At 39.3% G+C, this 16184-nt stretch carries 13 protein-coding genes; 3 read left to right on the forward strand and 10 right to left on the reverse strand.

The window, feature by feature from the left end; genetic code table 11:
• Nucleotides 1-3: 3 nt before the first annotated feature.
• The 3 genes from DDZ16_RS14535 (at nt 4) to DDZ16_RS14545 (ending at nt 5691) form a co-directional block, all read left to right on the forward strand.
• Nucleotides 4-1926: a hypothetical protein gene (locus tag DDZ16_RS14535; protein ID WP_232526714.1), complete on the forward strand. Its 1923-nt coding sequence runs from the start codon at nt 4-6 to the stop codon at nt 1924-1926.
• A gap of 223 nt (nt 1927-2149) precedes the next feature.
• Nucleotides 2150-2593: a hypothetical protein gene (locus tag DDZ16_RS14540; RefSeq protein ID WP_109265215.1), complete on the forward strand. Its 444-nt coding sequence runs from the start codon at nt 2150-2152 to the stop codon at nt 2591-2593.
• 32 nt (nt 2594-2625) lie between these two features.
• Complete coding sequence (locus DDZ16_RS14545) at nt 2626-5691, forward strand: ATP-binding cassette domain-containing protein (RefSeq protein WP_109265216.1); 3066 nt, start codon at nt 2626-2628, stop codon at nt 5689-5691.
• A gap of 133 nt (nt 5692-5824) precedes the next feature.
• On the opposite strand, the gene DDZ16_RS14550 is transcribed toward DDZ16_RS14545, so the two are convergent.
• The 10 genes from DDZ16_RS14550 to rpsA form a co-directional block, all read right to left on the reverse strand.
• A complete protein-coding gene (locus tag DDZ16_RS14550) occupies nt 5825-6205 on the reverse strand; it encodes a DUF1987 domain-containing protein (protein WP_109265217.1) in 381 nt (126 codons plus the stop codon).
• A gap of 18 nt (nt 6206-6223) precedes the next feature.
• Nucleotides 6224-6787 carry a SiaB family protein kinase gene (locus DDZ16_RS14555; protein WP_109265218.1) on the reverse strand — a complete coding sequence of 188 codons (564 nt, stop codon included), beginning with the start codon at nt 6785-6787 and terminating at the stop codon, nt 6224-6226.
• Nucleotides 6788-6936: 149 nt separating this feature from the next.
• Complete coding sequence (epsC, locus tag DDZ16_RS14560; RefSeq protein ID WP_109265219.1) at nt 6937-7863, reverse strand: serine O-acetyltransferase EpsC; 927 nt, start codon at nt 7861-7863, stop codon at nt 6937-6939.
• The gene (locus DDZ16_RS14565) at nt 7860-8396 is read right to left on the reverse strand and encodes an AAA family ATPase (RefSeq protein WP_109265220.1); all 537 of its coding nucleotides are present in this window, start codon (nt 8394-8396) and stop codon (nt 7860-7862) included. The genes epsC and DDZ16_RS14565 overlap by 4 nt, the downstream gene beginning before the upstream one ends.
• An 82-nt stretch (nt 8397-8478) precedes the next feature.
• On the reverse strand, nt 8479-9096 hold the full coding sequence (gene pnuC / locus DDZ16_RS14570; RefSeq protein WP_109265221.1) for a nicotinamide riboside transporter PnuC: 618 nt from the start codon (nt 9094-9096) through the stop codon (nt 8479-8481).
• The gene (locus DDZ16_RS14575) at nt 9086-10669 is read right to left on the reverse strand and encodes a S41 family peptidase (RefSeq protein ID WP_109265222.1); all 1584 of its coding nucleotides are present in this window, start codon (nt 10667-10669) and stop codon (nt 9086-9088) included. The genes pnuC and DDZ16_RS14575 overlap by 11 nt, the downstream gene beginning before the upstream one ends.
• Before the next feature lie 50 nt (nt 10670-10719).
• Nucleotides 10720-12249, reverse strand: a complete 1530-nt coding sequence (guaA, locus tag DDZ16_RS14580; RefSeq protein WP_109265223.1) for a glutamine-hydrolyzing GMP synthase — start codon at nt 12247-12249, stop codon at nt 10720-10722.
• A 300-nt stretch (nt 12250-12549) separates the two neighbouring features.
• Nucleotides 12550-13461: a ribonuclease Z gene (locus tag DDZ16_RS14585; protein ID WP_109265224.1), complete on the reverse strand. Its 912-nt coding sequence runs from the start codon at nt 13459-13461 to the stop codon at nt 12550-12552.
• A 9-nt stretch (nt 13462-13470) separates the two neighbouring features.
• A complete protein-coding gene (locus DDZ16_RS14590; protein ID WP_109265225.1) occupies nt 13471-13827 on the reverse strand; it encodes an STAS domain-containing protein in 357 nt (118 codons plus the stop codon).
• Nucleotides 13828-13850: 23 nt separating this feature from the next.
• Entirely contained in the window at nt 13851-15764 is a 1914-nt protein-coding gene (gene rpsA, locus DDZ16_RS14595; RefSeq protein ID WP_109265226.1) for a 30S ribosomal protein S1, read from the reverse strand.
• Nucleotides 15765-16184 lie beyond the last annotated feature (420 nt).

Genomic DNA, 16184 nt, shown 5'->3' on the forward strand with positions numbered 1-16184 from the left:
TTTATGCACGAAAAAAACAACTTGCTCCAGGCTTTTTGTAAATTTCTTTTAGGGCAATTTGTGTGCAAACTGTTAATTCTTTGCATTATTATACTGGCTCCGTCATTATATGCAGAAGCTCAGGAAACCGATACTACGACAATAATTCGCAACGATACCACCATCCAGTTTTTAAACCCCAAAGCAATAGAAAAGACCCTGGAAGGCAGAAAGCTTGAAGAAATTTTGGAGGAATATTCTGACCGGAATATTTTCTCAAAAAAACTTCATGAATGGCTGGTTAAAAGCAGTTTTGAAAAATCTGCAGAGATCAACGAAAACAGCGGGCTCCCCAAAGAACTCATTGGCAAAAAAATAAGAAGCATTGACATCAGACACATACAGCCCTTCGGAGGGTCGGTATACGACACCACTGCCACGAATAACTCCTGGCTAACAAGAGTAGGAAATAAATTTAGATTTGAAACTGCTTCAAGTGTTATTCTCAAAACCATTACAATTCAGGAAGGCTCCACAATAAACCGTGCAGACATCAACGACAGTGAGCGATTGCTCCGATCGTTATCCTTTATTAATGAAGCCCGGATCGTCGTATGGCCTCACCCGACGATAGAAGACGAGGTCAATATCAGCCTGTATGTCCAGGACAGATATCCACATGCCATTTCATTCGGCTTCACCAATGAAAAACCGAGCATCAGCCTTATGAACAAAAATCTGCTGGGAAGAGGTATTTCTCTTGCCCATACTCTTGTGGCCCCAAGTTTCAGAATTGGAGAATGGGGGTTTCGCGAAACCTTAGGTGCAGAAAACTTTCTTGGGGAATTTATCAATTTTGAGATTGACTATTCCCAAATTGACAATCTTAAATTGATATCCGGAAAGGTTCAAAGAGAATTTGTACTTCCTGAGACAAAATATGCCGGGGGAATGACCATTAATCGTTCATTCGAAAACCCTACTCTTCGCGATTACCCCTCTATTGAATGGGCCCCGCCACTGGACTTTTCCCGTCAAAACTTTTGGGCCGGCCGCTCTTTTCTTTTAAATGAAGACAAAACTCCTGTTAGATCCAACTTCTACATAACAGCCAGATTACTGGATCTCAGACTATTTAACCAAACTGAGCAAACGCATTTTCTGCCTGATGGTCGCTTCTATTATGGTGGTATAGCTTTGTCAAAAAGAGGCTATTACCAAAACAACCTTATTTATTCATTTGGACGAACAGAGGATGTTCCATTTGGCTACCTGAGCTATCTGGCCTATGGATATCATTCTTCTCAAAAATTGAAAAGGCACTTTATTTCCTACCATCATTCATGGGGCAGAGCATTGATTCCTTCCAAAGGATATCTATACCTGAGTGGTGACATTGGCTCCTTTTTTAATTCGGGAAAACCAGAGCAGAGCTTCATGAAATTATCAGGTGAATACATTAGCCCCCTGATTGAATTGAGAAATTCCAAGCTAAGAAACTTTTTTGAACTGGAATATGTCAAAGGATTTAACCGGCTGCCCGACGAATACTTATACATTGATGAAGATGTTAACGGACTTCACCGTTTTGACTACAAATCAAAAATCAGGGGCTCCGAGAAAATAGTTCTGAAAACAGAACAAGTATTTTTCACGCCCCATGAACCATTGGGCTTTAAATTCACCTTCTTTACTTTTTTTGACACAGCTCTTTTAAGAGAAAACCCCCGACACAGTATTTTTGAGCAAACCCCCTACTTCAGCTTTGGCGGAGGTCTTCGGATAAGAAATGACAATCTTGTGTTTAATACTTTGCAGATACGGCTTGCCATAATGCCAAGAGTCCCTTCCGGAGAATTACCACTGAGCCTCAGAACAACCGGAGAGTCCATCAAAGACTTCAGGGATTTTGTGCCTTCACAACCCGGGAACCCTGTATTTTACTAACTCCAAACATTTTTCCAATTCATACAACAACTATTTTTCATAAAACACGTATCCTTAAAGAATCACGCAATGATTGCATAATCTTTACGTTTTCATCTATACAAACCGTATCCCGACTTAACATTCAGGCAGATTATTTTTTAGTATTTGTCGGTTGTTTCTATTTTTTTGAATAACTTTGGAATAACACAAAATCGGGCCATGCACCAAAAAGAATATTTTTATGAAGTCATTTAGAACCATAACCATTCTTTTTTTAACCTTAATATCCCTGGCTTATACCCCAAAAACCAATTCGCAACAAACCAAAGAAATTGAGGCAGGTTGTATACAGCAGATAAGAAATGGATTTATTCCCAATAGCCAGCCAATGAAAGCTCTGTTAACTGGCTCTGAAGTTGCCGAATTTCGCACTACACTGTTCGAAGGCAATACTTATAGAATCGCCACCTGCTCCCCAACCAATAAAAAGATTTGGTTTTCTGTTTATGATACAAACAAGAATCTTTTGTTTTCAAGTTCCCAGCAACAATACTCCGCTTCCTGGGATTTCCAAATGGAGGGTAATATGGAATGCATCATAGAAGCAGGATTAATGCCTGACGGTGAGGATTCCGGACTTGCACTGGTGCTTATTGGTTTTAAAACGTCAGGTGTCAAATTGTAATTTCCTTTTTATCGCTGAATCTGAAAAATACCATGAGTGAAGGTATTTTAAAAGCATTAATGCAACTTTTTGCACTTGTGGCCGCACCATCAGAGGATGTAGTCTCGAGAAGAAAAGTGGTGCGTAATTACCTGGCACTTCAACTCAACAACCAGTTGATAGAGGAATACCTTCTTTTATTTGATCAACACCTCAAAACTTACAGAGAAAAGTTAAAAGAAAAGAGCCGACAACAGAAATTCTTTGCAGCCAGTTCGGTAAAAGTATTACGCATCGCTACCGCCATAAATGAAGAACTCACCCACTATCAGAAAACCATTGTAATTATTCAGCTTCTTGAATTTCTGAACTCAGGAATACACAAGGTCTCTGAGATAGAAAATGAGTTTGCTGAAACCATTGCCGACACCTTCAATATCAGATCCGATGAGTTTAGCTCAATAAAACGATTCATTGCCCATTCAAACCCAGAGATCGATCAGGATATTCTCATTGTGGGAGGTAATAAAAGCAGAAAAGAGGAAAACAGGTATATTTTCAGGGAATTTTTAAATACCGAAATTTATGCATTAAACATTAGCTCAGTTTCAATTTTTCTTATTAAATCCAATGAAACTACTGAACTGACCATCAACGGTCAGATTTTGATTCCTCATCGGGTACAGGTATTAAGACCGGGCGGTTCCATCCGCTACAAACATGGGTCTCCGGTTACTTTCAGTGACATCGCCATGCACTTCAATTACAGTGCAAACAAGTCGCCTCTTGTATTTGATGTCAGAGATATTTCATTCAGTTTTGAGCACAATAAAGATGCGGGACTTCACCCCATGAGCTTTACCAGCCATTCCGGTCAGCTTGTAGGAATCATGGGGGATTCAGGAGCAGGAAAAAGTACCCTCATCAATGTATTGACAGGCATCTATCTTCCCACATCGGGAGAAATACTGCTGAATGGGATTGACCTTCACCTATTTCCGGAGAAAATAAAAGGTTTGATAGGATATGTAGCCCAGGATGACCTCCTTATAGGTGATTTAACCGTGTTTCAAAATCTTTATTACAACACAAAACTCTGTTTTGACCATTTGGAGGATAAAGCTATTGAGGAAAAAGTAATAAAGATGCTTAAATCCCTTGGCCTATACGACATTAGAAACATGAAGGTTGGCTCAAGTCTGAATAAAAAAATCAGTGGAGGCCAACGAAAAAGATTAAATATTGCCCTTGAGCTAATCAGAGAACCCTCGGTGTTATTCCTTGACGAACCTACGTCCGGTCTTTCCTCAAGAGATTCCGAAAACATCATGGACCTCCTGAAAGATTTGGCAGTAAAAGGAAAGCTTATATATGTAGTAATACACCAGCCGTCATCAGAGATCTATAAAATGTTTAACCAACTGTTGGTGCTGGATACCGGAGGATATCTTATTTACAATGGAGATCCTGTTGGTGCCATCAATTATTTTAAATCATGCATCAATCATGCTAATCGCGATGAAAGTGAATGTCCGGTATGCGGTAATGTTAATCCCGAACAAATACTGAGCATAGTCAGTTCTCAGGTATTGGACGAATACGGCTCCCCTACTCCTGTTAGGAGGATATCACCCCACGACTGGTTTAAAAGCTTCAAGAAAAGCCATCCAGCCAGCACCAAACGGGAAGAAAAAAGACTCGCTCTTCCAAGAATAAACTTTCAAATCCCAACCAAATTAGGACAGTTTAGAATATTTTTCATGAGGGATCTGAAATCAAAACTGGCCAACAAACAGTATGTTTTCATCAATCTTCTTGAAATGCCTTTTTTGGCCCTAATACTTTCAAGCCTACTTTTCTACTTCCAGCCGGGAGGTGGCCAGCCGCAGAACTACATATTCTTCCAAAATCCAAACGTAATTACCTATATTATTATTTCGGTCATTATTGCCTTGTTTGTTGGACTGACAGTCAGTGCCGAAGAAATAATAAACGATAAAAAGATATTAAAAAGGGAAGCTTTTTTAAATTTAAGCCGGTTTAGTTATTTGTTGTCTAAAGTAGTGATTCTTGGTATCCTTTCAGCCATTCAAACGGCCCTATTTGTGGCGATAGGCAACAGCATATTACAGATAAAGGGAATGTTCTGGGCATACTGGCTCATGCTTTTTTCATCTGCTGCATTTGCCAACCTCCTGGGACTCATCATCTCTGACAGTCTTAAAAAGACTGTTAACATTTACATATTAATTCCATTTCTAATAATCCCTCAGTTAATTCTAAGTGGTGTTTTCGTCTCATACGATCGACTCAATCCCCATTTGTCCTCTGTTTCAGATATTCCCTGGTATGGAGAATTAATTACAGCCAGATGGGCTTTTGAGGGACTGGCAGTTCATCAATTTTCTAAAAATGATTATCAGGAAAACTTTTTTGTCCATGAAAAACTAAAAAGCACCGCTAACTATAGAAAAGATTATTGGATACCGGCCATGAGGAATGAAGTATCCAATTTAAAAGAAACAACCGACAGCACAGAAAAAAATGTTTTAATCACTCTTCTGAACACCGAATTTAAAAAAGTTGTTTCATTACTGCCAAAAAAAGAGGAATTCAAACCTTTGCCCGTTTTCAACAAAGGAACAATTACTCCAAAGCAGTTTGAGTTAACGGAAAGCTATCTCAAGAGTCTCAAAACCTATTTCATTAACCTATATAACGAAGCAGACAGGCGTCAGGAGGCACTTAGGCAAGAGATTATTAAATCCCACCCTGAAAAAGGAAGGAATTACCTTACCGAGTTAAAGAATAAATTTCACAATGAAGGCCTTGAACGTTTTATGAGAGGTACAGATGACTTTTTCTCCAAAAGGATTATCAAGCACAATCAGCAATTCATCCAGAAGTTTGACCCGATCTATAAAGATCCTCAGCACTCCTATATTAAAGCCCATTTCCTGTCCCCTCATAAAAGAATTGGTCAATTGGAAGCAAATACATTTTGGGTTAATTTAATGGTAATATGGGTAATGAATATCATTCTCTTCATTTTACTTTACAGTAAAACCCTCAAAAAACTACTCTCGCGTGGAAAGAAAACCATATTGAGGCGAAAATAAAAGCATCCAAGTGTTATATCAGCATGAAAACCAAGATGGAAATTAAAACAATCAATTATCACAAAAGTCCTCTGATAAAAAAAGGTCATAAACAAACCGCCTATGACCTTTCAATAATGCCTTCTATCAATTTTTATTCTTCCATTTCAATCATTCTAAAAGGAAGGTTTATAATGGATTGATAATCCTCTCCAGCTTCAAACATATCTTCATCATCCTCTTCATAGTACCAATTAACCTGAACTTTAAAGCCCTTTTTAAATAACAGTTCCAACTTTTTAAAGATATCCAGAATACATTTGGATGAACTGGTATTGAAGTATTCAAGTTGAATATTAATTTCGGTATTATCTTTAGGCACATTACCATACTCGTCAATCCAATCTATTAGAGGTTTGTAGAACTCTACAGAGTTTTCAGGTATGGATCGGCCCTTGATCTCTACCACCCCCTTCTCCCCATCAAGCTTAACATAAGGAGTTTTGGGAGTATCTTCTCGAGTAATTGTTTCCATAATGGCAATTATATCTTTTTAACTTATATACACATCTAAAGAAAAAAATACATGTTCACCATCATAAGGGTACAAAAAATATTCTAATTTATTTCCTGTTTTCCTCACAATGTCCAACATTCCTAATCCACCGCCTCCTTTTTCAGAAATTGCTTCATTTCCCAAAATATCACGATATAACAATCTTACTTCTTCATCAGAAAGAGAGTTTAATTGCTCGATTCTGTCCTTAATAAAATTCACTTTTGATCGAAGAATAAAATTTCCGGTGGTAACGCGATAAAAAGAACCATCGTGCACTAAAAGAACGATTCCAAAATTAGGAGAGCCCCCAACCGAAAGACCAGAAGGTGGTGCATCCACATGGTGATAAAGATTTTGCATACACTCAACAAAAACGTTGTAAACCTTTTTTCTTGTTTGCAAGCGTTCTTTACGCAGCTGCGGATTTTCTTCAATTGTTTCAAGTGCATGGGTTATCATATCCGACGAAATACTTCCGGCATATTTCAGAATTATCTCTCCCTGGAGCTTGTGAGCATACCATTCTTCCAGATTAAAACCCATTTTTGCGACAACCATTGATTCCTTTACAAAGATAGAAAATTATATATACTATTCGATTTTACTCTCCGAAGTATAATCAATTCTACGGAGAAATCGTTAGATAGATTCTAATTTTTGGTAAAAACAAAGAATAAGATGGCAAAAGTCGTTTATCATATGACAAATCATATTCCATCTCCCCCAAGAAATCCGGAATGCCTGTACTTTTCCTGAAGAATCTTACTATTTTCAGGAACAGAAGCGGTTAACCACACGTTTCCTCCAATTATTGAGTTAGCGCCCACAGTAATACGTCCGAGTATGGTTGCCTGGGCATAGATAATAACGTTGTCCTCAACAATTGGGTGGCGATCAATGCCTTTTATAGGATTACCCTCTTCATCCATCGGGAAACTTTTTGCTCCTAAGGTCACCCCCTGATATATTTTCACATGGTTTCCAATAATAGAAGTTGCACCAATTACGACTCCCGTTCCATGATCAATAGTAAAATGATGGCCAATTCTGGCCCGGGGATGAATATCTATACCTGTCTCGGAATGGGCCATTTCTGAAACAATCCTGGGGATAAGAGGAACATTGAGCTGCAGCAATTCATGAGCAATCCTGTAATTAGTAATAGCCCTGATTGCAGGATAACAAAAAATTACCTCCGCATTGCTTTGGGCTGCAGGATCGCCCAAATAGGCTGCCTCAACATCAGTAGCTAAAAGATGACGAATAACCGGTAGCTTTTCAATAAATTCCAATGTTATTTGAGCTGCACGATCCTTGCGCATCAACAGGTCGTTACGATCAGCATGGTTGCAATCAAAACACAATCCGGCATATATTTGCTGGCGTAATAAATCATAAAGACGCTCTACATTTACCCCAAGATAATAATTTATACTCCCGGGCCTGGTAGGTGAATCCCCGAAGTATCCCGGAAAAATAATCTCCCGTAACAAATCCACAATTTCACCCAGAATTCTTGATGAGGGCATGGGCTGATCAGGATAATGCCTATGGCATACAGCCTGATATGAATCTTCTCTGGAAAGGTTTTCTATCGTATCTTTTAATCGTCTGGGGTATTCCAGGTAACTCATATTTCTGATTTTTTAGTTCCAATAAATGAATCTACGCATTTCAGGGCATTCTGAAATCTTTGAACACCGCCTCCTTCAACAACATGGAAGGGGATACTGTAAAATTCAAGCTCTTCTTTATACCTGTCAAATAGATACTGCCTTAGATGACCGTTTTCACGCACCCCATCAGCTTCCCAGGGAAGATCTGGCGCACAAAGCAAAGCTAAATCCGGCTTACAGGTCTTTATTTCATGGTTTAACCAAACCGGACAACATTCAAAAACCTCTTCAAACCAAACCTTGGTAATTAAAAGAAAAGTATCAAAAAATGCATAATCCTCATGCAAAGCAGCACTTTTAATTCTAAGGTATTCCTGAACCTGAATGCTTGTAATTTTTTCTACATCCTCAAAGGTATAAGACCTGTTTAAATTTTCAACATATGAACGGGCATATTCTTCAATCAGGTAACCATTAAAATATTCCGCTAGTTGTATGGTAAGTCTAGATTTACCCGTTGATTCAGGGCCGGTAATAACAACAGAAACCATAAAAAAATTCTTTGCTCATTTCGGGGCACTGAAGATACCCGTTTCTTTTTCCAATATCAGGCAAAAAAGGGAAGACTTATATCTAAAGCGACTTGTCCCGGTATTTCATATTCTTCAACCACTCCCAAAAGCCCAATGCAGCTACCACTGTATACACAAGATATAAAATAACGGTAATTTCCAGTCCTTTGTATAAATACATACCACTGCTCACCAGATCCACTATGATCCAAATAAGCCAGTGTTCAATAAACTTTCCGGCCAACATCCAGGTAGCAACTATACCCCCAGTGGTAGTAAAGGCATCCCAGTAAGGAAGATCAGATGCCGGAATATTTATTATTTCCGGAAGCTTAAGCAATGCCCAAACAACTACAGCATAAATAATTATGCTTACGCCAACAAGTTTTACAGCCAGCCTTAAACTTGTTTTTCTAATGGGCATTTTCCGCTTCCCACTTTTATCGCGGCCCCACTTCCAGGCAAACCAACCATATATACTTATTAAAAGGTAGTACACCTGGAGCCCCATATCGGCATATAGCCTTTCCTGAAAAAAGACGATTAAATAAAGTAAAGAAGTCAGGAAGCCGGTCACCCAAAGCCAAATATTCTCTTTAACAGATAAATAAAGATAAACAAGGGCAAAAAAAGTTCCGGCCAACTCCATCCAGTGTTGTACCAACCAGTCAATTACCATTTTCAAAAACTTCTGAGTATAAATCGTCGTTGTTGATTACACGCTTCACTTTTTGAAAAAGAGGGATTGCAGGATTAAGGGTCTGATAATACTCACTGGTACTCCATAAATTTCTTGCGATAAGAGCCTTCATTTGAAGCTTCAGCCAGTCCAGGGATATTTCCAATTGTTTTTCTTTATAGGCTATTCCGGTACTATCGCCCCTTTCAACCAGTTCTGAAATAAACTCTTCAGGAATTTCAAATTGTTCGTAAAATTCGGAAAAAGCAAGATATTCTGCATTCCATTGATCACGGTATTCGTCGAGCTTATCCATAACCAGTCTGTTCACTGATCCTGAAGCAACAAGGTCCCGGTAATAATCGGTATAATTACCGGTGTCAAGTGGAACAAATACATCGGGCACAATGCCTCCGCCACCAAATACTTTTCGCTCCTTAACCAATGTTGAAAACACGAGGCTATCAGGCAAATGAACACTGTCTGAATGCATCATTTCACCATGCTGAAAGCGTTCATATATTTCTCGGTGATATTCTTTCAAACCATCTTCATATGGTTTTTGGATACAGCGACCTGACGGAGTATAGTATTTGGCAATTGTAAGTCTGATTTCCGACCCATCAGGCAAAGAAAATGGACGTTGAACCAAGCCTTTACCAAAGCTCCGACGGCCAATAATCAAACCTCTATCCCAGTCTTGAACCGCACCGGCCACAATTTCACTTGCTGAAGCTGAACCTTCATCAATCAGAATCGCAAGTTTTCCTTCTTCCCATAAATCTCCCGGACCTGAATCATATTCAGATCTGGGAATAGCTAAACCATCGGTATAAAGAAGCATCCGTTGGCCCCCTATAAATTCATCAGCAATATCAAGCGCAGCTTTCAAATATCCTCCGCCATTTCCCCTCAGATCTAAAACCAAATTCTCAATATTTTGGTCTTTTAATTGCAATAGGGCTTCTGTAAATTCTTGATGAGTACTCTGGGCAAATCTCGAAATCTTAATGTACCCGGTCTTTGGGGTCATCAGATACGAGGCTTCCAGACTAAAAATCGGGATCTCATCTCTCTCAACAACAAAGTCCAGTTTCTTTCGGTTTCGCAGAACGGTCATTCTCACCTCTGTTCCTTTTGGTCCTCTCAATAAATCAAATACATCACTGTTAGAGAGGCCAATTCCGGCCACTTTCTCTCCATCAATACTCACGATGCGGTCTCCTGCCATCAACCCTACTTTTTCAGAGGGTCCCCCGGAGATAGTTGAAACTACCGTTAAAGTATCCTTTAATATCATGAACTCAATCCCCACTCCTTCAAAATTTCCATCCAAAGGTTCGTTCATTGCCTGAACTTCTTCCTCAGGAATATAAACTGAGTGTGGATCCAGCCTTTCAAGCATGCCCATAATGGCTTCTTCGGCCATTTTATGATTATCAACGCTATCTACATAAAACGTGGAGATCAGTTGCCATGCAAGCCTGAGTTTATCAACTTCAGGATCCTTGGTTTGCCCAATGGATGGCCGGGCAATAACCAAAACAAAAGCTATTAATATTAAAAATCGCATAAAACTGCATTTATTCCTCATGTGAGACATTTGGTGTGAGAGACTTATTATTATTCCCACTCGATGGTTGCAGGTGGTTTTGAGCTAATATCGTAGACCACTCTGTTCACACCGCGTACCCGATTTATAATCTCACTGGATATTTTTCCTAAAAACTCATAAGGAAGATGAACCCAGTCGGCAGTCATTCCGTCAGTAGAAGTAACTGCTCTAAGAGAAACAACACTTTCGTAAGTTCGTTCATCGCCCATTACTCCAACTGACTGTACAGGCAACAACATTGCCCCGGCCTGCCAAACCTGATCGTACAGATCATGTTTGCGAAGGCCTTCGATAAAAATATGGTCAACTTCCTGAAGCAATGCAACTTTCTCGGGAGTAATTTCTCCAAGAATTCTAATTGCCAAACCAGGCCCCGGAAATGGGTGACGCCCCAATATAGTAGGTGAGATTTTCATTTCATGCCCTACCCTTCGAACCTCATCCTTAAATAATAACTTAAGTGGTTCCACAACTTTAAGATGCATTTTTTCCGGAAGCCCGCCCACATTGTGGTGAGACTTGATGGTTGCTGAAGGCCCGTTCACGGATACTGATTCAATCACATCAGGATAAATAGTTCCTTGAGCAAGCCACTTCACACCAGGAATCTTTTTTGCTTCAGAGTCAAAAACCTCAATAAAAACGCGGCCTATTATTTTTCTTTTCTTCTCCGGATCGGAAACACCATTTAATTCACCAAGGAAAAGATCTTTTGCATCAACACCTATAACATTCAATCCCATATGTTTATAGGAGTCAAGCACATTTTCATACTCATGCTTCCTCAGCAACCCATTGTCTACAAAGATACAAGTTAATTGAGTTCCGATAGCCTTATGAAGCAACATGGCGGCTACTGAACTGTCAACACCTCCTGATAAACCAAGAACAACTTTATCATCTCCGAGTTGTTTTTTCAAACCCTCAACAGTTTCTTCAACAAAGGAGGCTGGTGTCCAGTCACGTCTACACCCACAAACATCAACCACAAAATTATTAAGAATCTGAAGTCCCTGGGTAGTATGATAAACCTCAGGATGAAATTGAATGCCAAATGTGGTTTCTTCCTCTATTTGATAGGCTGCCACTTCTACGTCAGAAGTACTCCCGATAATACGAAAATCCTCCGGAAGTTTCATGATTGTATCTCCATGAGACATCCATACCTGGCTATCCACTTCAATTTCACGAAACAGTTCACTTTCATGATCAATGTATTTCATATTGGCTCTTCCGTATTCTCGCGAATCAGAAGCCTCCACTAAGCCTCCGTAATTTTGAGCCAAATACTGCGCTCCGTAGCAGACACCAAGCAAAGGTAGTTTTCCTTTAATTTTACTTAAATCGGGAACCGGGGCGTTTTTATCCCTTACACTAAAAGGACTTCCTGAAAGAATTACACCTTTTACAGTTTCATCCAACCCGGGATATTTATTAAAAGGATGTATTTCGCAATAAACATTAAGTTCACGAACACGTCTGGCAATCAACTGAGTGTACTGAGATCCAAAATCTAGGATGAGAATTTTTTCCTGCATTGACAATGAGTATTATTGAATTAAAAACCAATGCAAATATAAAGAGAATGTACGTATTTTTGCCCTTAATTGGTAAGTGGTTCATGGAATATCTTTTAAAAACATTATATCTCTTTCTTCTATAGATAAAAGTAGCCCACAGGCAAAAGGCAATCAGGCAGAAGAAAACGACCTGTGGCTCTAATTGGTCACAATTGACCAATCTCGGTGGCCTGAAAAGCAAAAATTTAACTCCTGTATCAATTGTTAGTGAATGGTTTTTTATGATTTGGGTTATATAGCAATTAAGAGATAACTTTCCTAAACATCAAAGGAATCCCCCTCCCGGGCAAGAAAGGAATTTGGGAAAATGTCCCGCGCCTCATCCAAAAATGGAGTAAGATCTCGATAACGAGAAGAAAAATGGCCCAATAATAATTTCCCCACGTTTGCTTCATTAGCAACGCGGGCAGCTTGCTCTGCAGTACTGTGAAAGGTTCTTACAGCCAATTCTGTTTGATCTTTTAAAAAAGTGGCTTCATGATAAAGCATATCTACCCCCTCAACAGCCCTAATCAGGCCATCATGCACTCTGGTATCAGTACAAAAAGCATAAGACACAGATGGCGGGGGATTGAGAGTTAACTTCATATTCTCAATCACAGTTCCATTTTCCGAAACAAAATCTTCTCCCTCTTTAATTCGGTGAAGCCATTTTACCGGAACATCATAAAAATCACAAGCCTGCTTATTTATTTTTCTTAATTTGCACTTTTCTCTGAATAAAAAACCAACGGTAGGAACTCGATGTTTCAGAGGAATTGTTTTTATCTCCAATAAGTTATCCTGATAGATCAATTCGTCCCGTTCGGCAATAAAAGGATGGTAAACCACTTTAAATGGAAGGTCGCGATTAAAATAATCAATAAGGGGTGTGAGTAACTTTTCAAGGTCTGAAATGGCATAAATATGTAAATCCTTTGTGCGCCCCAGCAAACCAAAGGTAGAAATTAACCCGGGCAGTCCAAAGACATGATCGCCATGTAAATGAGAAATAAAGATGTGATTTATTCGCCCAAAATGAACTCTGTTTCTGCGTAACTGCATCTGCGTTCCTTCTCCACAATCAATCAAAAAAAACCGCCCGGATGCTTCAAGCACCTGGGCGGTTGGATTCCTTTCGGATGTGGGAAGTGCTGAGTTACTGCCAAGAACTGTGACAGAAAATCCCATAAGCACTAATTATTTTTTCCCGATAGCTTGTCTCATCATTTGAATCCCATCATCAGTATTTGGTGCAATATTAAGCACTGTATCTAACTGAGAAACGGCTATCAAACGCTCAACTGCAGGTTGTAATCCGGAGATCACAAACGTTCCATCGGCATTTTTACACAACCGGTTGGCGACAAGTATGGAACTTAATCCTGATGAATCGCAATAATTACATTTACTCAAATCGAGAAGAATATTCTTCTCACCGTTGCCGGAGAGCAAAACTATTTCAGACTTAAGATTGGGAGCTACATTGGTGTCAAGTTTTTCCTTTAACACTTTCACCACCATAAAGTCATCGATCTTATCAATTTTAAAATCCATATATTGTCACCCCTTTAATAAAACTATTCTTCGTTTTTCTCTTTGGAATCTTTGTCGTCGGAATCCTTTTCAGTGGCTTCCATCTGATTCTTCAAAGCTGCCAATTCTGAGATATCGCCAAGAGTGGTTTTTTCGAGGCTGTCTTTGAGCTTCTTAACACCTTTCTTGGTATTTTTGGCTTGTGATTTCTTAGCCGTTTGCTCTTCAGAACGCTTCTCATCCTCAAACACACGTGAGTGGGAAAGAATGATTCGTTTAGCACCTTTGTTGAACTCGATTACCTTGAATGGCAACTTCTCATCACCTTTGGCCTGGCTACCATCCTCTTTCACCAGGTGACGAGGAGTAGCAAAACCTTCAACACCGTATGGAAGAGCAATTACGGCACCTTTGTCGAATACATCAACGATGGTACCTTCATGAATTGAATCCACAGTAAAGATGGTTTCAAACACATCCCATGGATTTTCTTCCAATTGCTTATGACCAAGGCTCAAACGACGATTTTCTTTATCGATGTCGAGAACTACTACTTCGATATCTTCACCTACAGTAGTAAACTCGGCCGGATGCTTCACTTTCTTCGTCCATGAAAGATCCGAAATATGAATCAAACCGTCAATACCTTCTTCGATTTCAACGAATACTCCAAAGTTAGTAAAATTCCTGACTTTTGCTTTATGTTTGCTGCCAACAGGATATTTTTCTTCGATATTATCCCATGGATCCGGCTTGAGTTGCTTCATACCCAGAGACATCTTACGCTCTTCGCGATCCAGAGTCAAAATCTGAGCTTCAACTTCGTCACCCACTTTCAGGAAGTCTTGTGCACTACGCAAGTGCTGAGACCATGACATTTCTGAAACGTGAATAAGTCCCTCAACTCCAGGTGCAATTTCAACAAATGCACCATAGTCAGCCATAACAACCACTTTGCCTTTCACTACATCACCTACTTTCAGTTCAGCGTCGAGTGAATCCCATGGATGTGCAGTAAGCTGTTTCAGACCAAGAGCAATGCGTTTTTTCTCATCATCGAAGTCAAGAATAACAACATTAAGTTTCTGGTCAAGCTGCACAATTTCTTCCGGGTGAGAAACACGTCCCCATGAAAGATCGGTAATGTGAATAAGTCCGTCAACACCACCAAGGTCGATAAACACACCATAAGAGGTAATGTTCTTGACAGTTCCTTCGAGAACCTGACCTTTCTCCAATTTGGAGATAATTTCTTTCTTTTGCTGTTCCAGTTCAGCTTCAATAAGAGCTTTGTGAGAAACAACAACGTTTTTGAATTCGGGATTGATCTTAACTACTTTAAATTCCATGGTTTTACCCACGTACATATCGTAGTCACGAATAGGCTTCACATCAATTTGTGAACCTGGAAGGAAAGCTTCAATGCCAAATACATCTACAATCATACCACCTTTGGTACGACACTTGATGTATCCTTTGATAACTTCGTCTTTCTCGAGGGCTTCGTTAACACGATCCCAGGAACGAAGGGCACGAGCTTTTTTGTGAGAAAGAACCAACTGACCCTTTTTGTCTTCCTGGCTTTCCACATAAACTTCAACCTTGTCACCTACCTTAAGGTCGGGATTGTAACGAAACTCGTTGCGGCTAACAATACCATCAGATTTGAAACCAATGTTGATTACAACCTCACGCTTGTTCATCGCAATTACTTTTCCTTCAATCACCTCTTTCTCAGAGATGGTAGACAAAGTTTTGTCGTAAAGCTGTTCAAGCTCTTCCTTTTCGGAACCTTTGGCTTCTTCTACAAGATCGCCATTTTCAAACTTGTCCCAGTCAAAATCAGCATTGGCTGTCTCAACAGTTTCAACCTGAGGCTTTGTTTCCTCAGCTTTTCCGTTTGTTTCAGGAGTAGAATTTTCTTGCTCCTGCAAATTTTCGTTTTCTAATTCTGCCATTAATTAAACCTCGCAAAATCTATTGGTTAGACATTATATTGTTAAAAAATCGCTGCAAAAATAGGAACTTTTCCAACAAAACAAGAAGATTCTTCTAATTTTCTCGCTTTTAAGATGTCGTGATAAATATAAAAGTTTCCCTCTCTAATGTCAAGCAGTGAACAGTCCGTTTCTTCCAGCAATTTCCAATTCGATTGATATTATCTATACCACATTGATTTTTAATTCTTAAAAAAACCTATTTCACTCTTACAATACAGTAACCTTTTGGAATTAAAAGATATTTCGCCCTAGTTTTAAAGTAAATTTCACACCTCCCAAATAATTTTCATATTTTTGAAGCTCATAATTTCAAAAATAAAAGAATCCAAAAAGATCATGCATGGATATTTTGGGTACATTAGTTAAATGCAAGAACCC

It is taken from the genome of Marinilabilia rubra, assembly GCF_003121985.1.
GTDB lineage: Bacteria > Bacteroidota > Bacteroidia > Bacteroidales > Marinilabiliaceae > Marinilabilia > Marinilabilia rubra.